We start from the raw sequence: 21,789 nt of genomic DNA, 5'->3' as shown, positions 1-21,789 counted from the left end.
GGGTGACATTTCGCATTCTTGCCGGAATGCTCGGGACGGCGATGAGTTTTGTCAGTGGTGCCGGTCAGTCTTGCATGACCACGACTTCCAGTGGCACCCACGGCTGGTGACTCCAGCCGTGACAATGTCATGTCCGACAACCCCGATCGAGGTACCGTGCCCAGCCCACAGCTAGACTCACCCGCCAACCCCGCGACCGCCGTTCCAGGTCGCACCCCGGCCGTGATCCGGCTGCTGGTGCTCGCCACATTCGTGGTCATCCTCAACGAGACGATCATGATCAACGCGATCCCGCGGCTGATGGGCGCACTGCGCATCACCGAGCAGACCGCACAGTGGCTCTCGACCGCCTTCATGCTGACCATGGCCGCCGTCATCCCGATCACCGGCTGGTTCCTGCAGCGGGTGTCCACCCGCACCGCCTACACGACCGCGATGGGCCTGTTCCTGCTCGGCACGGCGTTGGCCGGCATCGCGCCGTCGTTCGAGGTGCTGCTGGTCGCCCGCATCATCCAGGCGTCCGGGACAGCCGTGATGATGCCGCTGCTGATGACCACGCTGATGCAGGTGGTGCCCGAGTCGGACCGGGGCCGGGTGATGGGCAACGTCACCCTGGCCATCTCGGTCGCGCCCGCCATGGGCCCGACGGTCTCGGGGGTGATCCTGCAGTTCGGGTCCTGGCGGCTGCTGTTCGCCGTGGTGCTCCCCATCGCCGCCGTGATCACATGGAGCGGCCTCAAGCAGCTCAAGAACGTCGGGGAGCCCCAGTTCAGCACCGTCGACTGGTTGAGCGTGGTGACCGCGGCCGCCGGCTTCGGCGGCCTGGTCTACGGGCTCAGCCGGTTCGAGGGCGGTGACGTCCGCGTCGCCGCCGCGATCGTGGCGGCCGGCCTGGTCGCCATCGCCGTCTTCGTCGTCCGCCAGCTGTCGTTGCAGAAGCGCGGCGTGCCGCTGCTGGACCTGCGCACTCTGCGCCACCGCACCTACACGGTCGCGCTGATCATGATGTCGGTGGCCTTCATGGCGATGCTCGGCTCGATGATCTTGCTGCCGCTGTACCTGCAGAACGTCCGCGAGCTCAGCGCCCTGCAGACCGGGCTCCTCGTGATGCCGGGCGGCCTCGCGATGGGGTTGCTCGGTCCGACCGTCGGCCGCCTGTTCGACTCGTTCGGCGGCCGGGTTCTGGTCATCCCCGGCGCGATCGGGATCACCCTCGCGCTCACCGGCTTCACCCAGGTCACGATGACCATGCCGTTCTGGCAGCTCCTCGGTCTGCACGCGCTGCTGATGGTGAGTCTGGCCGCGACCTTCACCCCGGTGTTCACCCTCGGGCTCGGAGCGGTTCCGCCGCCGCTCTACTCCCACGCCAGCTCGATCCTGAGCACGCTGCAGCAGGTCTCCGCGGCCATCGGCACCGCGCTCGTGATCACCGTGATGAGCGCGCGAGCCGATGCCCTGAGATCCGCGGGAGCCACGGAGGTGCTCGCCAACCTCGACGGCATGCGGCTGGCCTTCATCATCGGCGCGGTGATGTCCGTGGTCGTGGTCGTCACCGCCCTGCTCCTGCCCGCCCGAGCGGACAGCACCGGCGAGATCGAGGAGACCCGGCCGATACCGGCGTGACGACGGTGGAGGGGGACGCTGTGCCCTCCCCTGTCAGGCCGGCTGTTCACCCGGACATCAGCCACTCCCTGAATCAACGGCGGCAGGACGGGCCAGGAGCGCACACTTCACATACATGTGCTGAACGCTGAGGGGCTGCCGGATGGGTTCGGCCGGGCGCCCCTGAGGGCGGGCGGCGTGACGGGGATCGCCGAGGCATGGGGGAGGTGATCTCCCCACCGGTCGTCATCCGCCGTGGCCGAGGCGCGGGCCTGCGCTCGCGCCTCGGCCACGTGGATGCGTAGTGCATCGAGATCCATCCGGCGGATACCGGCACCCCGCGCGCCGTTGACCAACTCGCCGACGATTCAGGCTTCCCAACAAGGCGTCCTCTGCGTCGATCTCTCGCTCCGCAACCTCACCGCAACTCCCTCTTGCGCACGATATGAACGCTCAAATATCGTTTGCCCAGGCAAGTCGGCACTTTGCCCTTGCCACCTCCTCTCATTGCGCCGCTTTACCTGGTCGGAGCTGGTTTGAACGTTCAACACGCCTATCTGAGCCAGTTCCGGGAACCGGCCGGATATCTTGACTTCGCCAGGATCGGGCCGCCCTCACTGGCCGTCGCACGGACCGTCGCGCAGGCTGCGGAGTCGCTGGCGTGCGATCCCTCCGCAGCGCTTACCAGACTGGAGCTTGAGGCGAGCAGTGCACGCGCCTCCGCGGCCCGCCTGCTGAGCTGCGCCCCGCACGAGGTGGCCTTCGTCTCCTCCACCAGCCATGCGCTGTTCGCCGCAGCGGCAGGGCTGGACGGCGGCGTGGTGCTCGTCCCACGCGGCGAGTTCCCTGCCAACGTCTACCCGTGGCTGCGGTTCCAGGAACGCGGCGGCCTTCGGCCACGCTGGATCGACTCCGTCGCGATCAACGCCGACGTCCTGCGCGAGCACCTCGACGACGACGTCAGGGCGCTCGCCGTCAGCGCGGTGGACGCCACAACCGGCCACCGCGCCCCGCTGGGCGCGCTGAAGGAAGTTCTGGGCGAGGACCGACTGCTGGTGGTGGACGCTGTCCAGGGCCTCGGCGCGGTGCCGCTGGAGGTGGCGGCGGCGGACGTGCTCGCCTGCGGCGGGCAGAAGTGGCTGCGGGCGGGCTGGGGCGCGGCCCTGATGCTCGTCCGCGACCGAGTGGCCGACCGCCTGGCCCCCGGTCTCGGCGGCTGGGCGGGCGTACAGGCTCCGTTCGGAGTCCGGCACCCCGCGCCGCCACTGGCGGGAGCCATCGCACACATGGCCACCAACCCCGACCTGACCGCCGTCGCCGCGCTGGGAACCGCCATCGACCTGGTGCTCTCCGCCGGAGAAGGCAACATCGCCCGGCAGATCGCTCGAACCCTGGCGAATCTGCTGGACGCCGCCAGGACCGCAGGCGCCGAAGTCCTGGTCCCCACCGAATCGGCCGGGATCGCGCGCGTGCGACTGCCTGGCCGCGACCCCGCGAGCACACACGCGGCACTCGGCGCCGCCGGGCTCACCACCACGCTGCGCGGTGGCTGGATCCGGCTCTCCCCGCACGCCACCACTCCCGCCGACACCGCCGACCGGCTGCGCGCAGCAATCACCCCCCGAAGGGAAACACACCCATGATCAACCGTCGTGGAGCCCTGGCGCTCGCCCTCACCGGCACGCTCGCCCTCGCCGCCTGTGGCGGCAAGGCGCCCGAGAAGGGCAGCGGGCCTGTCAAGATCACCGTCTGGAGCTGGAAGCCCGCCTCCGACGGCCTGGCCGCCGTCGCCAAAGACTTCGAGCAGACGCATCCCGGCATCAAGGTCGACGTCCAGGCGGTCGGCAACCCGGCCATCTGGGACAAGATCACCATCGCCATGGCCGCAGGCGGCAAGGGTCTGGCCGATGTGCTGCACATCGGCGTCGACTACCTGCCTGGATACATGGACAAGTTCTCCGGCGGCCTTGCCGACCTGCGTAAGCTGGGCGCCGACAAGCACAAGGACGCCTTCGCCAAGGGTCTGTGGCCCACGGTGACCGGCAAGGACGGCGGCGTCTACGCGATGCCTTGGGAGGTCAACCCGGTCGGCTTCTTCTACCGCGCGGACCTGTTCAAGAAGGCGGGCATCGATCCGGAGAAGATCCAGACCTGGGACGACGCCATCGAAGCGGGCAAGACGCTCAAGGAGAAGACAGGCGCCTTCCTCATCGGGCTGAACAAGCCTGCGGCCGGCGGCGCGGACATGGACTTCTTCCAGTCGCTGCTCCAGCAGCAGGGCGCCTTCTACTTCAACCAGCAGGACGAGGTCACGCTCTCCTCCCCACCTGCCATCCAGGCGATGACCCTCATCAAGAAGATGAACGACGCGGGCATCGTCGCGGACACCTCTGGCGAGAACACCGCCAAGCAACTCATCAGCGGCGGCAAGTTGGCCGTGCTGCCCTGGGCGGCCTGGGCGGTCAGCTACATCCCCGAGATGCGTCCCGAGCAGAAGGGTCTGTGGCGGGTTATGCAGCCCCCCGCGATAGCGGCAGGTGGCAAGCGCACCGCGATCGTCAACTCGACCCATCTGTCGATCTCGGGGACCAGCTCGCACCAGGCGGAGGCGTTCGCGTTCGTCGAGTATGCGCTGACCAAGCCCGAGGTCGTCACCAAGGCCTTCAAGGAGGGCGGCGTCTTCCCCGCGCTGACCGAGGCCTACTCTGATCCGGCCTTCGCCGCGCCCCAGCCCTACTTCGGCGGCCAGCCCGCGCTCAAGACCTTCGTGGACGCCCTCACCGAGGGCGCCGACGCCACCTACTACTCGGGCGACTACGCCAGGGCGCTGAAGATCGCCAGTGACGCGCAGACGAAGGTCCTGCTCAAGGGCGCCGACCCGGCCGCGGCACTGACCGAGGCCGCCACGCTGCTGGCCCAGCAGACGAACAGGAAGCTCGCGGGATGACGCTCACCCTGCCGCGGCCCGGGCGGATGACGGTGCCCAGGCGCTCGTTCGTCACCAAGCGGAACATCCCCTACCTGCTGGTCCTGCCCGCACTGCTGGGCTTCATGGTGTTCAAGGCCTATCCGATCCTGGCCGCCATGTACATCAGCCTGACCACCGGCGCGGGCGCGGCGCGCAGTTTCGTCGGGCTGGACAACTACGTGCGGCTGGTGAACGACCCGCTGTTCTGGACCTCACTGTGGAACACAGGGCTGATCCTGGTCGTCCAGGTCCCGATCATGCTGCTGCTCGCGCTGCTGCTGGCGCTCGGGCTCAACTCATCCCTCGTACGGCTGCGCGGCCTGTGGCGGCTGGGCGTCTTCATGCCGTCGCTGACCGGCCTGGTCGCCTACGGCGTGATGTTCTCGGTGATCCTGCGCAAGGACGCGGGACTGCTCAACTGGCTGCTCAGCCTCTTCGGCGTCGACCCGATCGACTGGCTGGGCAGCCCGTTCTGGGCCCGCATCGCCATCGTCATCGCGCTCACCTGGCACTACACCGGCTACAACGCGGTGATCTACCTAGCTGGCCTGCAGAGCATCCCGAAGGATCTCTACGAGGCCGCGATGGTGGACGGCGCCGGCTCGGCCCGCAGGTTCTGGTCGATCACGGTGCCTCAGCTGAGGCCGATCCTGCTGTTGACCGTGGTGCTGTCCACGATCGGCACCCTGCAGCTGTTCGACGAGCCGTTCGTGCTGACCGGCGGCGGGCCGGACAACTCGACCCTGACGATCTCGCTGTATCTGTACCAGAACGGCTTCCGCTACTTCGACTTCGGCTACGCCGCGGCGATCGCCTACGCGCTCACGTTGATCGTGGTCGGATTCGGGATCGCGCAGATGAGGATGCAGAAACGATGAAGGGCTGGACGCTCACCTTCGTGCTCGCCGCGGTGTTCGGGCTGTGCGTCGGGCCGTTCTACTGGCTGGCCATGGCGGCCACGCATGCCAACTCCGACATCTTCTCCTGGCCCCCAAGGTTCTATCCCGGTGACCAGCTCGCGGCCAACACGGCGAAGCTGGAGGAGTCGATCGGGCTGGTCAACGTGCTGGGCAACACGCTCTTCGTCGCGGTCGCGCAGACCGCGGGCGCGATCGTGGTCTCGCTGCTGGCCGGGTACGCCTTCGCCAAGTTCCAGTTCGCCGGGCGCAACCTCTTCTTCGTGCTGCTGCTGTCGACGCTGGTCATCCCCGGCGGTGTGACCATCATCCCGATCTTCGAGATGATGAACGACATCGGGCTGATCGACAGCTTCCCGGCGCTGATCCTGCCGAGCCTGTCGGTGCCGTTCGGCATCTTCCTGATGCGCCAGTCACTGCTGGCCATCCCCGACGAGCTGCTCGACGCGGCCAGGGTCGACGGAGCGGGCGAGCTGCGGGTGCTTTGGCGGGTGGTGATCCCTGTCATGCGCCCGGTGCTGGCGGCGCTGGCCGTCTTCCTCTTCCTCGGCGCGTGGAACGACTTCCTGTGGCCGCTGATCGCGTTGCGCACGCCGGAGATGTACACCCTGCCCGTCGCGCTGGCCACTCTGCAGGGGCTGGCCAGGACAGACTTCGGCCAGGTCATGGTGGGCACCGCCATCTCCTCGCTGCCCATGATGGTGCTCTTCCTCATCCTCCAGAAACAGTTCATCTCCGGCCTGCTGGCCGGTGCCACGAAAGGATAGGCATGCAGGTCTGGGAGCCCTACGCGCTCGGCGAGACGACCCCGGTACGGGCCGGCGCGGTCGAACTGGCCATGGCCGGGGCGGCCGATGCGACGGTGACGCAGGTCTCCGACGGCATCTGGCTGATCGATGCGCCAGGGGCCACGGCCGCGCAGTGGCGGGTGCCGTGCGTGAACGTCAGTGCGTTCTGGACGCCCGTGGGCGGCACCCACTGGGTGCCGCCGATCTGGAGCGCGCCGCTGATGTCGAGGCTGACCGCGGGCTCGCCGGTGGTCTCCCTCATCGGCACGGCCGGGGCCAACGTCTGCACGGTCGGCCTGGCCGAGCCGGTGGCCCAGGCCAGCTTCACCGGCGGGGTGATGGAGGAGACCGGCGAGTTCGTCTTCACCTTGCACGGTGAGGGACTGCGGATCCGGCTGGACCTTTCGGAGCGGCCGTTCTCCGCGGCGGTGGCCGGCGTGGCGGCCTGGTGGCAGGAAGAGGCGGGCGACCTGCCTGCCACGCCGGACCGTGCCCGGTTGCCGGCCTACTCGACGTGGTACAGCATGCACCAGAACGTCTCCGCCGAGTCCGTGGAGTTCCAGGCGAAGCTGGCCAAGGAGCTGGGTTGCGAGACGATCATCGTGGACGACGGCTGGCAGACCGCCGACCGGGCGCGCGGGTACGCGTTCTGCGGTGATTGGGAGCCGAACGTGGCCGCCTTCCCTGACATTTCGGGACATGTGGCTCGGGTGCGTGAGCTCGGCATGGCCTACCTACTCTGGTACGCGCTGCCGTTCGTCGGCAAACACAACGCCGCCTTCGAACGCTTCGAAGGCAGGTTCCTGCGCTACCTCGACCACATGGACGCCGCCGTGCTGGATCCGCGTTATCCTGAGGTGCGCGAATTCCTCATCGATCGGCTCGCCCGGGCCATCGAGACCTGGGGTATGGACGGCTTGAAGATCGACTTCGTGGACCGCTTCGCGACCCCGGGCGGCGACCTGGCGCCCGGCGCGGGGGCCGACTGCGTGGATGTGGACGAAGGGGTCAGGCGGCTGCTGCACGACCTGGACGCGCGGCTCCGCCTTACCAAGCCGGAGGTGCTGATCGAGCACCGCCAGCCTTACACCAGTCCTGGGCTGTGGCATTACGCGAACATGATCAGAGCGGTTGACTGCCCGCTCAGCTCACAGGAGAACCGACAGCGGACGGTCGACCTGCGGCTCACCGCCGGTCCTGTGGCGGTGCACTCCGACATGATCCTCTGGCATCCCGACGAGCCGGCGGAACAGGTGGCCGCGCATCTGATCAACGCGCTGTTCTCGGTTCCGCAGATCTCGGTCGACCTGGCGGCGCAACGCCCCGACCAACTCGCCGCGATCCGGTTCTGGCTGGGGATCTTCCGCCGGCACCTGGGCACGCTTCAACTGGGGACACTGGAGCCGGAGCAGCCTGAGCACGGCTACCCGCTTGTGCGGGCCCGCGACGAGCGCACCACGATCGTCGCCCGGTACGCACCCCTGCCCGTCGAGGTACCGAACTCCGGCGAACTCCTCATCGCCAACGCCGACCCCGACCCGCGGGTCGTCCTGTACGGCACCGGCTCGGCACACGTCGAGGTCCACAACTGCGGCGGCGCCCTGGTCCGAACGGCCACACTCGTGCTGGAGTCCGGGGTCTGCCTCGTCGAGGTGCCCATGGGCGGCCTGCTCACGCTGAGGAGAGACTGAGTGACGGCACGTCAGCCGCGCGAGCGCGGGGTCACCATCGAGGACGTCGCGCGAGCGGCCGGCGTGTCCCGCCAGACGATCTCCAACGCCCTCAACGCCCCGCACCGGCTGAAGGCCGAGACGCTGGAGCGCGTCTCCGCGATCATCGAGAAGCTCGGCTACCGGCCCGACCAGTCGGCACGCAGCCTGAAGTCGGGCACCCGTCGGATCATCGCCTACCCGACACCGGTGGACGACCCGGCCAACCCCAACCCCTTGATGGGCGGCTTCCTCGAAGCGGTCGTGGCGGCGTCAGGTGAGGCGGGCTACCGCATCCTGCTGGTGCGCCCACGGCCAGGCCAGAGCCAGGAGCAGGCGCTCGACGAACTGATCGCCGCGCGGACCGTGGACGGATTCCTGCTGTCGGACATACTGCGCGATGACCCTCGCGTGGCTCACCTGACCAGCACGGGTTTCCCGTTCGCCGCCTTCGGCAGAACCCTGCCCGATCAGCCGCAGTCCTGGGTGGATGTCGACAGCGTGCAGGCGGTGATCGATCTGGTCGGCCTGGTCGCGGCCAGAGGGCACCGACGGGTGGCCTTCCTCGCCTCCACCTCTGGGCAGCCGTGGATGGACGACCGGCGCGACGGGTTTCTGGCCGGCGTGCGCCGCCATGGCCTGGCCGGGCAGGTGTACTCCGTGCCGGGCGACGATCCAGGCGAGATCGTCACGGCCACCCGCGACCAACTGGCCGGGCGCAACCGGCCTACCGCGATCATCGCCAGCGGTGACTGGCTCGCGCTCGGCGTCTACACGGCGGCGCGCGCGCAAGGGCTGGAGATCGGCAGAGACCTGGCCGTGGCCGCCTTCGACGACCTGCCGATCACCGCCTTCCTCCAACCGGCGCTGACCACGGTACGGCTGCCGCTGCGCCGCATTGCCGAGGCGCTGATCAGCCGTCTCCTCCAGATCATCGAAGACGGCGTCACCCCGCAGGCGGGGCTCATGCTCCCCGGCGAGCCGGTGATCCGCCCAAGCCTAGGACCGTGAATGCAGCTTGACTCCGGCCACGACGAACTCGTGGCGATGTTCGCGTGGGCGCGCGACCGTGCGCTGCGCTGGGCCCATCCCGGCGGTACGCGCGGGCCGGTGAATGTCGACGAGCGGCACCCGTACGGCACCGGTGAGGGCCTCTACCTGCCCTCCTACTGGGCCGGGTACGCGCACCGCAGCGGGTTCTACGCCCGCGACTTCGTCCACCAGGCGGCAGGCGCGCACCTGCTCGGCCTGTCCGAGGCCAACCTGGCGATGCTGCGCTGCTTCGCCGCCTCCGCCACGGAGGAGCACGGCCACCGTCCGGTGTGGGCGTTCAATTTCGACGGCTCCTACCTGTCGATCGACTACCGCGCTCCCGACGAGTTCGTCAGGGAGGTGCCGGCGGTCTTCGAGCTGGTGGAGTGCGTGGCGGCGCTCTATCGCTGGACCGGCGACCGCGCCTACGTCCACGACCCCGCACTGCACGACTACTGCGCGAACGCGATCGCGCTGCCCGCGACCGGCCAGGGGACGGGCATCTTCGAGGGCACCGCCAGCTACAACGAGCTGAGCGGCGAGCCGCTTGCGGTGGCCGGTGACGGCATCGCCGCACAATACGCCGCCCACCTGGCGATGGCCGAGCTGGCCAGGGCGCGCGGCGATGACGGCGAGAGGTTCGAGGCGCTGGCCGCGAAGTTGCGCCGCCATTACGAGCAGAAGTGGAACGGCGCTCGCGGCTTCACCTTCGACGGCCGGCCTGTCACCGGGTGGGGCGCGGAGAACAGCTGGTTCATGCCCCTGAAGGGCCTGCGCGACGACCCGGCCTACCTCGACTACATCGACGCCCAGGCGAGCGGTCCGAAGCGGCCGAAGAACGTCGAGGCGTGGACCTACCTGCCCGACGTCTTCTTCCGCCACGACAGGCCGCAGACCGCCTGGCGGTGGATGCGGGAGATCTTCCACGCCCGCATCGCCCAGCACGTGGCCGGCGGGCTCAACGGGGACTACCCGGAGGTCTCCTTCACCTTGGTGAGTCAGGTGGTGGAGGGTCTGCTCGGGGTCCGGCCGAACGCACCGGAGAACGCGCTGACCACTGTCTCGAGGCTGCCCGCGGAGATCGGCTGGGTTGCCGTCTCCGGCATCCCGATCGGCGAGGGCAGCGTCGCCGTGCGGCACGACGGCGAGCACGCCACCACGCTCACCAACCTGTCCCACCAGGTGACGTACCGGTGGACCGCCCGTTTCCCCGGCGGTTCCGACATCACCCGGGACGTCCCGCCTGGCGCCACCGTCACCTCAGAACGCGGTTAGCGCATGGATTCGCCCGGCCTCGATGGACATGGACGCGGTCGATCCCGCCGGCCTTCGACAACGCCATCGCGGCCCGGCTGATGGACCTGTCCACTGCCGTTCCGGGAGTACCCGCTCGCTCTTCGGCGGGAAGACATGTTGTCAATCTGGACCTTCATTTATGAGCCATGCTCATGTATGGTCACCGGCACTATGAGGAACCGCTGGTTGTCGCCGATTGCCGTCGTGGTGCTGGCCGCAGTCATCGTGCTGGGGGCGATGTTCGACCCGTCGGGGCTGGCCGCGCCGTACACGTGGACGGGCGCCGACCTGCTACCCGTCGCCGGACTCTGGCAGGTGGCTGCGCCGGCCGTGTACGTGCCGGTGCTGCTGGCGGGGGTGGGGGTGCTGGCGTGGGTGGTCGGGCTCGGACATGCCCCGCTGCGTACGGCCCTGCTGGTGTGGGGCTCGGTGGTGTGGTCGGCGATGGCGGCCAAGCTGGTGATGTCACTGGTGATGGCCTTCGGTGATGTGGTCTACCTCGCGTGGTCGACCGGCTTCACCGGGGTCAAGGCGGCGGTCTTCGGCCTGCCGGTCCTGGCAGCCACCTGGCTCACCCAGCTCCTGCGCCGCCGCCCCACCCGACTCCATTCCGGCTCGACCTCCCCGCCCTCCCCAGAGTCGAGCGCTGGACCCGCTGCGGCCTCGGAGGCATTCGTCCCGTCGGCGTCAGGGCCGGGGTGGGTGGCGGCGGTGGCGGCCGTGGTCTTGGGTGCGTTGGTCGGTGGGGTGTGGTGGGGTGGCTCACCCGTCGGGTACGCCATCGGCGACTCCCCACTGGCCCCGGCGCCCGAGGCGGGACCGCTGGGCTGCCTCGCCGCCGTCACCCTGCTGGGCGTGATGACCTGGGCACTGAACCGCTGGCTCAGCGTCACCACCTCGCCGCGGGCCATCGTGGCCGGGATCTCCGCGCTGGGAGCGGCCGCGACGCTGGGCCTGGCCGAGGTGGCCATCGGGCTCCCCGGCGACCTGGAGGGCGGCGACACGTTCTGGGCCCCGGCGATTGTGCTCCGCCTTGCCCCCGCGCTCTCCTTCGGCGCTCTCCTCGCCCTCGCAACGACAGCCCTCGTCGCCCTCCTCCCGGCGCGCAGAATCGCCCTTCGCCCGGCGAGTAAGGGCGTCGCCTTTTCCGCGCCGATACGGATGGCGGCTGTCGTGGCCGCGGCGGCACTCGCCGTACCGCTCCTGCAACCCGACACCACCACCGCGCCGCCCCCACGCACCAAGGGCCTGACGCTCTCAGCCGACCGCAGGATCGTCGACGCGGTCGGCAACGAGGTGCTGCTGCGTGGCGTGAACGTCAACCAGCTCGAAGACTACTTCCAGCAATTCCCGGACAGGGCGGTGACACGACCGCTCACCGAGGCCGACTTCGCCGGCATGGAGCAGATGGGCTTCAATGTCATCCGCCTCGCCGTGTCCTGGTCAGCCCTGGAACCCCAGCCCGGCCACTACGATCCGGCCTACCTCGCCAGGATCTCCTGGGCTGTAGAGACCGCGGCCAAGCACGGCCTGCGCACCGTCATCGACATGCATCAGGACGCCTGGGGCAAGGGCGTCAACGCCGCCCCCGGCACCACCTGCACCAGCGGTTCCCCCATGCACGGCTGGGACGGCGCCCCCACATGGGCCGACCGCTTCGACGGCGCCCCCAAGTGCGAGTTCACCGGACGCGATATCTCCCCGGCCGTCGCCCGCGCCTTCACCAACTTCTACCAGGACAGGGACGGCATCCAGACCCGCCTGGTCGCCGCCTGGGGCATGCTGGCGGAGCGGTTCGCGAACGAGCCGATGGTCGCCGGATACGACCTGCTGAACGAGCCCGGCTTCGGCGAGACCCCGCCGATCACCTCCGGCGTCCTGCTCGGCCGCTTCTACGACCGAGCGATCAAGGCCATCAGGGCGGGCGAGAGGCGCGGCTTCCCGCATCTGATCTTCTTCGAACCGTCCGTGCTCTGGTCGGGTCTCGGCTTCGAGGTCTTGCCGCCCAAGGACTTCACCGACGACCGGCTGCTCGTCTTCGCCCCCCACCTCTACAACGAGTCGATCACCATCGACCAGGGCACCGGCCTCACCATCACGAGCATCGAGCGCGGCTTCGACCTGGCGAGCCGGGCGGCGGCGTATTACGGCGCCGGGCTCTGGTCGGGAGAGTGGGGTTGGTTCGACGACCCCGCCTCGGCCCCGATCACGCGATACGCCGACCAAGAGGATCGGCACCGCATCGGCGGCGCATTCTGGGTCTGGAAGCAATCCTGCGGCGATGCCCACGCCGGAGCCGAGTCCAGGACCGGCGGCAACCTCATGATCGAGGACTGTGCCACCGGGAAGGATCTGCCCCCGCCCCCCGAATACGTTGCCCAGCTCTCGCGCCCCTACCCCCGCTCCGCCCCCGGGCGACTGACCGGCCTCACGTCGGACCAGGCGAGCCTCACGGCCCAGGGCGAAGGCCGCGGGTGCGGCCTCGACGTCTGGTTCCCCGGCAGCACCCGGCCGGTCGTCCGTAGTACCGGAGTCACGGGCGTCGCCGCCCGGCAGGCACCAGGCGGTTGGCGCATCACCGGCTGCACCCGGGGCGCCTACACCCTGACCGCACACCGCTAGCTTGATCTTCAATCTTGGCGGTCTGGGAGACGGCTCAGACGTCACCGGACCGAGGGGTGCGCGGCCTTCCATGCCGTGAGGACCGGTTCGATCAACGCCCACTGAGCGTCGGTCAAGTCGCTCGGGTACGGCTCGCGCTCAGTCACCGCGCCATCCCAGCACAACTGGACCCGCAGACTGGCGGTAACACCACAAATCCACACGATCACATAACGACATCACGGATGGAGGCTCACGTAGGCACTCTCAGGGGCTCGAGGGCGGCTAGGACGAGGTTGAGGCCGAAAATGAACTCCTCCGCCGGGTCGAAGCCGGCAGCGACGAGCACCGCGGCGGACTCGTTGAGGTAGGGGAACTCGTCAGGAGGAAGCTGGGGCAGGAAGACATCCTTGGCCATGTCCGCGAACTCATCGGCGGTGTCGAAGGGCAGGCTGGCTTCCTGCAGGGCGAAACCGTAGACGTAGCTGTCGAGCAACCAGTTGGCGTGTGTCGCCATCAAGACCGGGAAGCCGGCCCTCCGCAGGCAGGCGGTGACCGCTTCGCGGTGGCGGAGGTTCGCGGGCCCCGGCGATGTCCGCGACTCCATCAGGCCGATCGCCCACGGGTGGCGTGCGAGAACCTGTCGGGCGGATACCGCCCGACGTCGCATCGCTGACTGCCAGTCGGTCTCTTCGGGCGGGAGCTCGATCTCCTCGAACACGACGTCGATCATGGCGTCCAGCAACTCCTCCTTGCTCGCCACGTAGTAGTAGAGCGACATCGCGCCCGCGCCGAGCGCGCGAGCCAGCCGGCGCATGCTCAGCTCGCCGACCCCCTCGAGGTCGGCGAGCCGGACCGCCTCGACCACCACCCGCTTCTTGCTCAGCCCCGCATCTGACGCGACCTGGCGTCGTTCCCTCGCGGACAACGGGTCTCCTCGCTCCCTCGAACGGCTTGACAATCGTCCAGCGTACGGTCATGGTACAGCGTACGATCGTAGTACAGCGTACGACGTACAATGTACGAACCAGCGAGAGTCGTAGCTCGGAGGTGCGGAGGCTTCTGTGGGAATCGAACAGCGATCGAGTGCCGGAGCACGCCTGGTGCCGGTGGCGAGTCCGGCCGGGGCGGCGACGATGCGGGCCGCCGACCAGCACCGCTACGGCCTGCCCTCAGCGCTCGAGTCGTCCGAGGCCCGGGCTACCGCTGCCCGGTCGAGGCGATGTGCTCGTCCAGGTGGGCGCGGCCTCGGTACATCCCTGCCGCCACTCCGGCGGAGGGACCGCTCCTCTCGAAAGAAGAACCGATGACCGTCCGAACGAAAACCCCGAACCTGCTCGACAACCCGCCGGTCCCCGTGCAGGCCAAGCTCGCCGCCGCGTGGACCAGCTTCATGTTCCTCTACATCTACGTTGACTACTTCCACCTCCACAAGCCCGGCGTCATCGACAACCTCCGCGCCGGCGTCGTCTTCGAGTTCGACATCAGCCCGACGTTGTTGACCATGATGCTCGCGTCCGTGGCGATCCCGGCCCTGATGGTGATGCTCTCCATGACGCTGCCCGCCCGGGTGAACCGCGCCACGAACCTCGTCGTGGCATCGCTCTACATCCCCTACTCGGTGGTCAACGCGGCAGGGGAGTCCTTGGACTGGGCGCCCTTCTACGGCCTCTCCATCGGAATCGAGGTGCTGCTCCTGGCCTTCATCCTGCGCTCCGCCCGGACCTGGCCTCGAACCCCCGCCGTCCCAGCCGGCCCCGCGACGACCGACCTTCGACAGGACCTCCGGCAGTAGGTATCCGTGTAAAGCCCTACGGCGTGAAGCCCGCCGCCCGTAGGCCGAACGGCGGCTGACCGACCAGCAGACCTCATCCAACCAACCGCAACGACGAAAGGGGCATCAGCTCGCTTAACGCACTCTCAGAAGCCGCGCACACACCTCGTGGTGCTTGTCTCGGCTGTTGAGCGCAGCAATCAATGGGACTGAGTCAAGGACGATCACAAGGAGTGATCGTCCTCCGACCCACGGCACTTCAGCTCATAGCATCGATGCTATGAGCCGGGGATTCGCCACGACGTGCTTTCATATGAACACGCTGGGCGACGGTTGCGGCTTCCGGCTCCCGCCCAGGTGATGCAAGCCGTACCGGAACGACCTTCAGAGGAAACGCGGCACGGACACCCGCTACTCCTCGGCCGCCGTCAGGCCCGTCGGGCAGGACCACTCGGACGGGTCACCCAGCTTGACGTCGGTCCCGCCGATGCAGCAGTAGCCGTTCGGGTTCTTGAAGAGGTACTGCTGGTGGTAGCGGTTCGCCTCCCGCAATAGTTCCGGAGACTCCCGCTCGACCCTCAAGCAGTCTCAGACAGGGACCACCTGCACTGCTTTCCCGCACAGTTTGCCCATGCCATCCTCGTCAGACGTCAGAACGATGGCAGGGCGCACCGAGCGCAGTGCGGTGGCCGCGACCACAGCGTCTATGGCGTACTTGTGACCGTGCAGGCGGGCATCTCGAAGAAGCTCGATCGCCCGTGACGAGACTTCCTCGGTCACCGGCTCGATCTTCAACCGAGACAGGTACCACCTGAGACGATCGCTCCCGACGCGAACGTCTTGCGCCTCGATCGGTGTCATCGCGCTGACCACAACCCGAAAGTCGTTGTCCTGCGCCTCCCGTACGAACGCTGTCATCCGCTGGTCGGCCTCGCACCACTTCACGAGCCCTTCGCAATCGAGAACGACGGTGCCCGCGCTCAACCTGCTTCGTGCGCGCGCCATTCGTCCTCCCCTTGGAGTTCAGGCGCCGACTTGGCGCGGCGGAACAGCTCCGCCGCCTCATCACGCAAAGACTGCGGGATCGGCCCAGCGGCCTCGTTCGCCTGCAGAGCTTCTTCCAAGAGATCCCGCTCGATCTGGCGCTCCACAGCGGCATCGACGTACGCGGAAAACCCGCGGGCCCCGACTCGTTCTCGGACGGCGCGAATGTTGCCCGTTCTCAGGGACACACTGACCTTGGCGGCCGGCCCGTCCCCCGGGGCGAAGCCTCGTTCAGGCATACCCATAGACCCAATTTACTACTTGAAGTAGCAAAGCGCCGGTCCCCGTTCTCGCTTGCCCAGCTCAAGGCCGACATGGCCGTGACGATGGCCCGGACCGCCAAGACCCACAACATCAGGCCGGAGCGCGTCGGCCGTGCCCAGTGAGGCGCGGCCAACGCTCATCGCTTACGAGCCACGGAGCCGATCGGCGAGCTGCGCCAGGTAGAGGGAGCCAGGTGCCAGCCCCGAGCGGTTGGTCCCCTCCACGTAGCCGGTCTGGTGGTTGGTGTACCAGTTCTGCCCGGTGACGATGCCGGTAGTGCCGATGGCGAAGTTCTGGGCGGTGGGTGGGGTCTGCACGCACAACTTCTTGCCGTTGTCGACGGTGCAGTTCCACGCCACACTGTTCACCGAGGACCAGCCATGCCCTTCCCCCCTGTCTCCGCGATTGTGCAGGGCCAGGACCCAATCGTTCTCGCTCTGGTTGGACAGTTCCTGGATGTTGTCGTACAGGAGCCCCTGACTCCACCGGTGATGGCCGCCGGTCTCGTTGTAGCCGAACTTGCTGTACCCGTTCAGCCACACATTGCCAGAGCAGGTGCTCATCCCCGTGCCGATGAAGGCGTGCCGCGCATGGAACGCTATCAAGTCGTCGAAGAGGACCTGCTGGGCCATGCCACCGGCGCAGAAGCTGTACCGCATCCCTCCGATGATCCGGGATCGAGGTTGGACGGCCCGAACCCGCTGCACGGTGACCCGCGTGCTGCGCTGCACCCAGACGCCGGAGACCGAGAAGTGCAGGAGCGCGGCGTTCATGACCCACGCGTCCTCGACCCTGCTGACGAAGATGCAATTCTGCGGGTGGTCCTCGCTAGTGCTCGACGGATCGCCCATGTCGATGCGGAGGTTCTCCACACCGACATTGCGGACGAGCCCGGCCCGGTCCCAGACGTATACGTAGGACTGGGACAGGGAGCGTCGTAGATCGTTGAAGACGGGGGCGCAGATGACGATGTCGTTGCCGACGATCTTCCGGATGTACCTGTTGTACATGATGGGCAGCTCCGGCGGTTCGCCAGGGGTCCAGGGAGCATCGTTCACCACGCCCCCGCCGTTGATCGCGTCGGTCCACTCCTGGGTGTGCGGGTGATAGATGATGATGTTGTCGCCGACCTTGAGGTTGGCCGTCGATGCCAGGGTGATCCGGCGCTGTCCGGTCGTGACCAGGCTGGAGGTGATGCCGGTCTTGGTGCCGGGCACCTGCGATTCCCAGCCGCCGGACGTACCACCGACGAAGAGAACCGCGCTCCTGCTTCCGTCGCCCCTACCGGTGATGACCGTGTTGACCGACGTGTCGGCCTCCTTGCCGACCCCGCGCAACACGACACCGTCGTGCTTCATCCGGAGCGTGCCGTCGACGAGGTAGTGACCAGCCTTGAGGAGCAGCGCCCCTCTGAACCCGTTGGCGCCGAGCGGCATCCCGCCCACCTCGTCGAGCGCGGCCTGAATGTGCGCGGTGTTGTCATCCGCGACAGGGCCGATCTCCTTGACGACTGGGACAGACGGGATCGGCGTCTGGCCATTGCGGTACCCGGCCCAGCTGAAGTCCGGGATCACCTTCCCCCGTGAATCCGGCTTGTAGACCAGCCGGCCGTCGGCGCCCGGGTAGACGAGCTGGGAATGCCATGTAGCCGCCTGCGCCGCGTCGGGGGCAAGCACGTCATGGGTCAGGGACGCGGCCGCCCCCGCGACCACGGCCCCACCACCGATCCTGAGCAGGCTGCGGCGCGATAGAGATCCGGGCATCGTGTGCTTCTTCCTCCGAAGGGGCCCCGGACCCAACTCTCCGACCACCGAGGCGGGGTCTGAGTTGAGCCGGGGAAAGACATACGGAGGCTAGAGGAGGCCGGTATGTTTCCCCTATATCGCCGGGGTCATCCCGAAACTGTGCACCTCGCCGATCGCGAGCCTGGGTCCGGGGTCCGGTCGATCACCAACATGATCGACGCCGTCGCGAACTTGCGCCAGCGCCCCTTTCTTGCTCGGTCTGAACGGCATCGTTACGGCCTTCCTATCGGGAACGGCCGAGTCGTCCTGATCAAACTCTCTCCTGTCTCCGCAGGTCTACGCCTCGCCGGAGGTCAGACCGACCGGGCAGGCGACACCCGTCCCGCCGATGCCGCAGTATCCGTTCGGAACTTTGAACAAATACTGCTGGTGGTAGCGCTTCGCTTCAGGCAATAGATGCGCGACCTAATGAGGCTTGGACCGGTACTCAGCCCACGTGTCGACCGCCTCTTGAAGATCAAGAGCGGCAACGTCCTCACGCGCCATCCCGACCGTGTAGATCAACCGGTCCGCGAGCCAATCTGGAACCGGTTCTCTAGGGGGTGCTTTCTCCACCCGAATGTGATCGGCAAGCTTGCCAAGGCGCTCGATCACCTGGCCGAGCTGGATGATCTCGGGACGGCCAGCACCCGCCTCGCGAACCCTCGCCGTCGCCTCCGCGTACACTTCCGCGTCGGCCCGCTCACCGACAGCCCACACCTCGCAGATCTCCACCGACTTGTCCTCGGTGATGCGGTAGACGACACGCCAGGTGTTGCGACCGACCACCAGCTTCCGGAAACCGGTCAGTTCCTCGCCGAGCGGGTAACCAGCCTCAGGGTTGTCCAGCAGGAGAAGGATCTTCTTGAGCACCTTGGGCACCGCGTCTGGGCCAATGCGCCGGAGATCGTCGACCGCCGACGCCGTGAAGACGACGTCGGACACGATTCACTCATCGTCCGGGATGGCGGACAGCGATTCGCGAGTATGCCCGAAAGCGGCAAGCACCTCATCGAGCGAGACCCGCTCCCCCGTGTCCGTGACTGACCGGGCGAGCACAAGCGCCAGATCACGCAGATCAGCCGCCGCTTCCTCCAACTCATTGAGCCGGCGAATGCTCACCACGGCCGCCACTGGCTGATGCCGACGGGTGACCACCAGATCGGCCCCCTGCTCCGCATCAGCCACCAGGCGGGCAACGCCTCGCTGGGCCGCCTCTGTGACGCTCAGCTCAGTAGCGTCGTGCAGAACAGTCATGCATCAACTGTACATCTTTCTGTATAGAACCGCAGCGACCCTGCCCGAGCATCGGCTCACGCCTCGCCAGACGTCAGACCCACTGGACACGCGACTCCGGTCCCGCCGATGCCGCAGTAGCCGTTCGGCACTTTAAAAAGATATTGCTGGTGATACTCCTCGGCATAGTAGAACGGGCTCGCGGGGGCGAGTTCGGTGGTGATGGCGCCGTAGCCGGCTGCCGTGAGGACCTGCTGGTAGGCGTCGCGGGACGCCTCGGCCGCCTTCTGCTGCTCCGGGGAGTGGTAGTAGAGGGCCGAGCGGTACTGGGTGCCGACGTCGTTGCCCTGGCGCATGCCCTGGGTGGGGTCGTGGGCCTCCCAGAAGACCTTCAGGAGCTCCTCGTACGAGATCCGGGCGGGGTCGTAGACGACTCTGACGGCCTCCGTGTGGCCGGTCCGGCCGCTGCAGACCTCCTCGTAGGTGGGGTTGGGCGTGTGGCCACCCTGGTAGCCGACGGCGGTGCTGACGACGCCGGGAGTCTGCCAGAACGTGCGCTCGGCGCCCCAGAAACAGCCCAGGCCGAAGTCGGCGATCTCGGTGCCGGTGGGGTACGGCGGGGCGAGGGGGGCGTCGAGGACCGGGTGCCGGGCGGGCACCGGCATGCCCGCGTCGCGTCCGGGGAGGGCCTCCTCCGCACGGACCATCGCCGTTCTGTCGCCGAAACCGCTGCTGAACCGCCAGCTCATGGTGCCACCTCCGCAGTCTCCGTCCACTGTACAAAACGCTCAACCGTTAAGAAGTCCTACATATTTCCGTATAGTGATACACATTTGTGTTTAAAGGTGTGGATCGCCTTAGATGGGGGTATGCCTGACCTTCGGCGTGGTGTGTTGTTCGGTGTGGCCGCCTACACGATGTGGGGGTTGTTCCCCCTCTACTGGCCGCTGCTCAAGCCGTCCGACGCCGTCGAGATCCTGGCCCACCGGATCGTGTGGTCGCTCCTGGCGGTCGTCGCCGTGCTCGCCGTGCGCAGGCACTGGTCGTGGATCAAGGGGCTGCTCCGGCAGCCCCGGAAGCTGGGGCTCCTGGCGCTGGCCGCGGCGATCATCACCGCCAACTGGGGCGTCTACATCTACGCCGTCAACAGCAACCACGTCGTCGAGAGCGCCCTCGGCTACTTCATCAACCCGCTGGTGAGCGTGCTGTTCGGGGTGGTACTGCTGCGGGAGCGGCTGCGGCCGCTGCAGTGGGCGGCGGTCGGGTTCGGCACCCTGGCGGTGCTGGTGCTCACCTTCGACTACGGCCGCCTGCCCTGGATCGCGCTGACGCTCGCGGTCTCGTTCGGCGTGTACGGGCTGGTGAAGAAGCAGGCGAACGTGGGCGCGGCCGAGAGCCTCACCGTGGAGACGCTGGTGCTGCTGGCCCCCGCCGCCGCCTACCTCGTCTACCTGGAGGCGGCGGGCGAGGCCACGTTCGGGCACACGACCACGGGGCACGCGCTGCTCCTGGTCGGCGCGGGAGTGATCACCGCGGTGCCGCTGCTGTGCTTCACCGCGGCCGCCATCAGGGTGCCGCTGAGCACCATCGGGTTGCTGCAGTACATCGCGCCGGTCCTGCAGTTCATGTGCGGGGTGCTCGTCGCGAAGGAGACCATGCCGGCCAGCCGCTGGATCGGCTTCTCGATCGTGTGGCTGGCTCTGGCGATCTTCACCTACGACAGCATCCGCGCGGCGCGGGCGAACGCCCGGGACCGCAGGGAGGCCCTGGCCCTCCAGGATCAGCCCGAGCGCTCGACCACGTAGTCGCACAGCGCCAGGAAGGCGTCCTTGGCCGGGATGTCGGGCAGGCCGGTCAGGTCGGCACGGGCCCGGTCGACCCACGCCGTGAGCTCCGCCCGCGCCTGGTCCATCGCCGGATGCGCCCTGAGCAACCGCAGAGCCTCCTCGACGTCCTCGTCGGCCACGGGGCCCGCCAGCAGCTCCCCGAGCCGCGAGGAGCCGTCTGAGGCCAGCACGTACAGCACGGGCAGGGTGCGGATGCCCTCGCGCAGGTCGGTGCCGGGCGTCTTGCCCGACTCGGTGGAGTCGGACGCCACGTCGAGCAGGTCGTCACCGAGCTGCCAGGCCACGCCGATGGCCTCGCACGCCCTGCTGAGCCGCTCCTCGACGTCGGCCGGAGCCCCGGACAGCAACGCGCCGAAACGGCCGGAGGCGGCGATCAGGGAGCCCGTCTTGTCGGCCAGCACGCTGATGTAGTGGGCGACCGCGTCGTCGTCGCCCTTCGGCCCGATCGTCTCGCGGATCTGCCCCTGCACCAGCCGGGAGAACGTCTGGGCCTGGATGCGGATCAGCTCCGGCCCGAGGTCGGCCAGGATGTCGGAGGCCTGGGCGAACAGGTAGTCGCCGGTCAGGATGGCCACGGTGTTGTCCCACCGGGCGTTGGCGGACGGCGACCCGCGGCGTACGCGGGCCTCGTCCATGACGTCGTCGTGGTAGAGCGACCCGAGGTGGGTCAGCTCGATGACCACGGCGCCGGGCACGACGCCCGGCGCGGACGGGTCGCCGAACTGCGCGGCCAGCAGCACCATCAGCGTGCGGAACCTCTTGCCGCCCGCCTCGATGAGGTGCTTGGACGCCTCCGTGACGAAGGCGTCCTCGCTCTCCACCGACGAGCGCAACAGCTTCTCGACCGCGGCCAGTCCGGTGGACACGTCCTGCGCCAACCGCTCGTCCTCGATCGGAAGGTCAACAACGGGAGGCGCAGACATACGG

19 protein-coding genes and 3 pseudogenes are annotated in these 21,789 nt (G+C 68.1%); 11 read left to right on the top strand and 11 right to left on the bottom strand.

Features of this window, described 5'->3' with window-relative positions; all coding sequences use genetic code 11:
* The first annotated feature begins 222 nt into the window (after positions 1 to 222).
* The 9 genes from FHU36_RS15905 (at position 223) to FHU36_RS15865 (ending at position 12,934) form a co-directional block, all read left to right on the top strand.
* Positions 223 to 1,623 (top strand): MDR family MFS transporter, encoded by a 1,401-nt coding sequence (locus FHU36_RS15905; RefSeq protein WP_312891608.1) that lies wholly within the window; start codon positions 223 to 225, stop codon positions 1,621 to 1,623.
* Between the two features lie 515 nt (positions 1,624 to 2,138).
* The gene (locus FHU36_RS15900) at positions 2,139 to 3,245 is read left to right on the top strand and encodes an aminotransferase class V-fold PLP-dependent enzyme (RefSeq protein WP_185084433.1); all 1,107 of its coding nucleotides are present in this window, start codon (positions 2,139 to 2,141) and stop codon (positions 3,243 to 3,245) included.
* The gene (locus FHU36_RS15895; RefSeq protein ID WP_185084432.1) at positions 3,242 to 4,549 is read left to right on the top strand and encodes an ABC transporter substrate-binding protein; all 1,308 of its coding nucleotides are present in this window, start codon (positions 3,242 to 3,244) and stop codon (positions 4,547 to 4,549) included. The genes FHU36_RS15900 and FHU36_RS15895 overlap by 4 nt, the downstream gene beginning before the upstream one ends.
* On the top strand, positions 4,546 to 5,448 hold the full coding sequence (locus tag FHU36_RS15890) for a carbohydrate ABC transporter permease (RefSeq protein ID WP_185084431.1): 903 nt from the start codon (positions 4,546 to 4,548) through the stop codon (positions 5,446 to 5,448). The genes FHU36_RS15895 and FHU36_RS15890 overlap by 4 nt, the downstream gene beginning before the upstream one ends.
* The gene (locus tag FHU36_RS15885; protein WP_185084430.1) at positions 5,445 to 6,254 is read left to right on the top strand and encodes a carbohydrate ABC transporter permease; all 810 of its coding nucleotides are present in this window, start codon (positions 5,445 to 5,447) and stop codon (positions 6,252 to 6,254) included. Before FHU36_RS15890 ends, FHU36_RS15885 begins: the two co-directional genes overlap by 4 nt.
* A 2-nt stretch (positions 6,255 to 6,256) precedes the next feature.
* A complete protein-coding gene (locus FHU36_RS15880; RefSeq protein WP_185084429.1) occupies positions 6,257 to 7,966 on the top strand; it encodes a glycoside hydrolase family 36 protein in 1,710 nt (569 codons plus the stop codon).
* The gene (locus FHU36_RS15875) at positions 7,967 to 8,995 is read left to right on the top strand and encodes a LacI family DNA-binding transcriptional regulator (protein ID WP_185084428.1); all 1,029 of its coding nucleotides are present in this window, start codon (positions 7,967 to 7,969) and stop codon (positions 8,993 to 8,995) included. It abuts the gene before it with no gap.
* Positions 8,996 to 10,291 (top strand): glucosidase family protein, encoded by a 1,296-nt coding sequence (locus tag FHU36_RS15870; RefSeq protein ID WP_185084427.1) that lies wholly within the window; start codon positions 8,996 to 8,998, stop codon positions 10,289 to 10,291.
* A gap of 207 nt (positions 10,292 to 10,498) precedes the next feature.
* A complete protein-coding gene (locus FHU36_RS15865; RefSeq protein ID WP_185084426.1) occupies positions 10,499 to 12,934 on the top strand; it encodes a glycoside hydrolase family 5 protein in 2,436 nt (811 codons plus the stop codon).
* Between the two features lie 59 nt (positions 12,935 to 12,993).
* Here FHU36_RS15865 and FHU36_RS46330 read toward each other — a convergent pair.
* A pseudogene (locus tag FHU36_RS46330) lies at positions 12,994 to 13,080 on the bottom strand (transposase); the annotation flags it as partial.
* Between the two features lie 86 nt (positions 13,081 to 13,166).
* A complete protein-coding gene (locus FHU36_RS15855) occupies positions 13,167 to 13,841 on the bottom strand; it encodes a TetR/AcrR family transcriptional regulator C-terminal domain-containing protein (protein WP_185084425.1) in 675 nt (224 codons plus the stop codon).
* 378 nt (positions 13,842 to 14,219) lie between these two features.
* On the opposite strand from FHU36_RS15855, the gene FHU36_RS15850 reads away from it, so the two are divergent.
* Entirely contained in the window at positions 14,220 to 14,708 is a 489-nt protein-coding gene (locus tag FHU36_RS15850; protein ID WP_185084424.1) for a DUF6326 family protein, read from the top strand.
* A gap of 390 nt (positions 14,709 to 15,098) precedes the next feature.
* Here FHU36_RS15850 and FHU36_RS15845 read toward each other — a convergent pair.
* From FHU36_RS15845 to msrA, 8 genes and pseudogenes are all read right to left on the bottom strand, one after another.
* Positions 15,099 to 15,230, bottom strand: a pseudogene (locus FHU36_RS15845) (peptide-methionine (S)-S-oxide reductase MsrA); the annotation flags it as partial.
* 45 nt (positions 15,231 to 15,275) lie between these two features.
* The gene (locus FHU36_RS15840; RefSeq protein WP_185084423.1) at positions 15,276 to 15,692 is read right to left on the bottom strand and encodes a PIN domain-containing protein; all 417 of its coding nucleotides are present in this window, start codon (positions 15,690 to 15,692) and stop codon (positions 15,276 to 15,278) included.
* The gene (locus FHU36_RS15835) at positions 15,668 to 15,976 is read right to left on the bottom strand and encodes a hypothetical protein (RefSeq protein WP_221495907.1); all 309 of its coding nucleotides are present in this window, start codon (positions 15,974 to 15,976) and stop codon (positions 15,668 to 15,670) included. The genes FHU36_RS15840 and FHU36_RS15835 overlap by 25 nt, the downstream gene beginning before the upstream one ends.
* A 162-nt stretch (positions 15,977 to 16,138) precedes the next feature.
* Positions 16,139 to 17,758 carry a peptidoglycan-binding protein gene (locus FHU36_RS15830; protein ID WP_185084422.1) on the bottom strand — a complete coding sequence of 540 codons (1,620 nt, stop codon included), beginning with the start codon at positions 17,756 to 17,758 and terminating at the stop codon, positions 16,139 to 16,141.
* Between the two features lie 318 nt (positions 17,759 to 18,076).
* Positions 18,077 to 18,184: pseudogene (locus FHU36_RS44430) on the bottom strand (peptide-methionine (S)-S-oxide reductase MsrA); the annotation flags it as partial.
* Between the two features lie 21 nt (positions 18,185 to 18,205).
* Positions 18,206 to 18,724: a type II toxin-antitoxin system RelE family toxin gene (locus FHU36_RS15825; RefSeq protein WP_185084421.1), complete on the bottom strand. Its 519-nt coding sequence runs from the start codon at positions 18,722 to 18,724 to the stop codon at positions 18,206 to 18,208.
* 3 nt (positions 18,725 to 18,727) lie between these two features.
* A complete protein-coding gene (locus FHU36_RS15820; RefSeq protein WP_185084420.1) occupies positions 18,728 to 19,036 on the bottom strand; it encodes a type II toxin-antitoxin system prevent-host-death family antitoxin in 309 nt (102 codons plus the stop codon).
* A gap of 56 nt (positions 19,037 to 19,092) precedes the next feature.
* Positions 19,093 to 19,764: a peptide-methionine (S)-S-oxide reductase MsrA gene (gene msrA / locus FHU36_RS15815; RefSeq protein WP_185084419.1), complete on the bottom strand. Its 672-nt coding sequence runs from the start codon at positions 19,762 to 19,764 to the stop codon at positions 19,093 to 19,095.
* A 120-nt stretch (positions 19,765 to 19,884) separates the two neighbouring features.
* On the opposite strand from msrA, the gene rarD reads away from it, so the two are divergent.
* The gene (rarD, locus tag FHU36_RS15810) at positions 19,885 to 20,820 is read left to right on the top strand and encodes an EamA family transporter RarD (RefSeq protein WP_185084418.1); all 936 of its coding nucleotides are present in this window, start codon (positions 19,885 to 19,887) and stop codon (positions 20,818 to 20,820) included.
* Here rarD and FHU36_RS15805 read toward each other — a convergent pair.
* Positions 20,796 to 21,785 (bottom strand): polyprenyl synthetase family protein, encoded by a 990-nt coding sequence (locus FHU36_RS15805; RefSeq protein ID WP_185084417.1) that lies wholly within the window; start codon positions 21,783 to 21,785, stop codon positions 20,796 to 20,798. The two genes, rarD and FHU36_RS15805, sit on opposite strands and share 25 nt — an antisense overlap.
* Positions 21,786 to 21,789 lie beyond the last annotated feature (4 nt).

Origin of the sequence: Nonomuraea muscovyensis, from assembly GCF_014207745.1 — a bacterium.
Classification (GTDB): domain Bacteria; phylum Actinomycetota; class Actinomycetes; order Streptosporangiales; family Streptosporangiaceae; genus Nonomuraea; species Nonomuraea muscovyensis.
The sequence above is the reverse complement of the archived record's forward strand: the minus strand, read 5'-3'. Positions and strand labels throughout refer to the sequence as shown.

Excerpts from the sequence above, each read along its gene's own strand:
- FHU36_RS15830 (WP_185084422.1), bottom strand. The coding sequence starts at position 17,758 with ATGCCCGGATCTCTATCGCGCCGCAGCCTGCTCAGGATCGGTGGTGGG.
- FHU36_RS15850 (WP_185084424.1), top strand. The coding sequence starts at position 14,220 with ATGACCGTCCGAACGAAAACCCCGAACCTGCTCGACAACCCGCCGGTC.
- FHU36_RS15870 (WP_185084427.1), top strand. The coding sequence starts at position 8,996 with ATGCAGCTTGACTCCGGCCACGACGAACTCGTGGCGATGTTCGCGTGG.
- FHU36_RS15805 (WP_185084417.1), bottom strand. The coding sequence starts at position 21,785 with ATGTCTGCGCCTCCCGTTGTTGACCTTCCGATCGAGGACGAGCGGTTG.
- FHU36_RS15820 (WP_185084420.1), bottom strand. The coding sequence starts at position 19,036 with ATGACTGTTCTGCACGACGCTACTGAGCTGAGCGTCACAGAGGCGGCC.
- msrA (WP_185084419.1), bottom strand. The coding sequence starts at position 19,764 with ATGAGCTGGCGGTTCAGCAGCGGTTTCGGCGACAGAACGGCGATGGTC.
- FHU36_RS15885 (WP_185084430.1), top strand. The coding sequence starts at position 5,445 with ATGAAGGGCTGGACGCTCACCTTCGTGCTCGCCGCGGTGTTCGGGCTG.
- FHU36_RS15840 (WP_185084423.1), bottom strand. The coding sequence starts at position 15,692 with ATGGCGCGCGCACGAAGCAGGTTGAGCGCGGGCACCGTCGTTCTCGAT.
- FHU36_RS15895 (WP_185084432.1), top strand. The coding sequence starts at position 3,242 with ATGATCAACCGTCGTGGAGCCCTGGCGCTCGCCCTCACCGGCACGCTC.
- FHU36_RS15835 (WP_221495907.1), bottom strand. The coding sequence starts at position 15,976 with ATGGGTATGCCTGAACGAGGCTTCGCCCCGGGGGACGGGCCGGCCGCC.
- FHU36_RS15880 (WP_185084429.1), top strand. The coding sequence starts at position 6,257 with ATGCAGGTCTGGGAGCCCTACGCGCTCGGCGAGACGACCCCGGTACGG.
- FHU36_RS15890 (WP_185084431.1), top strand. The coding sequence starts at position 4,546 with ATGACGCTCACCCTGCCGCGGCCCGGGCGGATGACGGTGCCCAGGCGC.
- rarD (WP_185084418.1), top strand. The coding sequence starts at position 19,885 with ATGCCTGACCTTCGGCGTGGTGTGTTGTTCGGTGTGGCCGCCTACACG.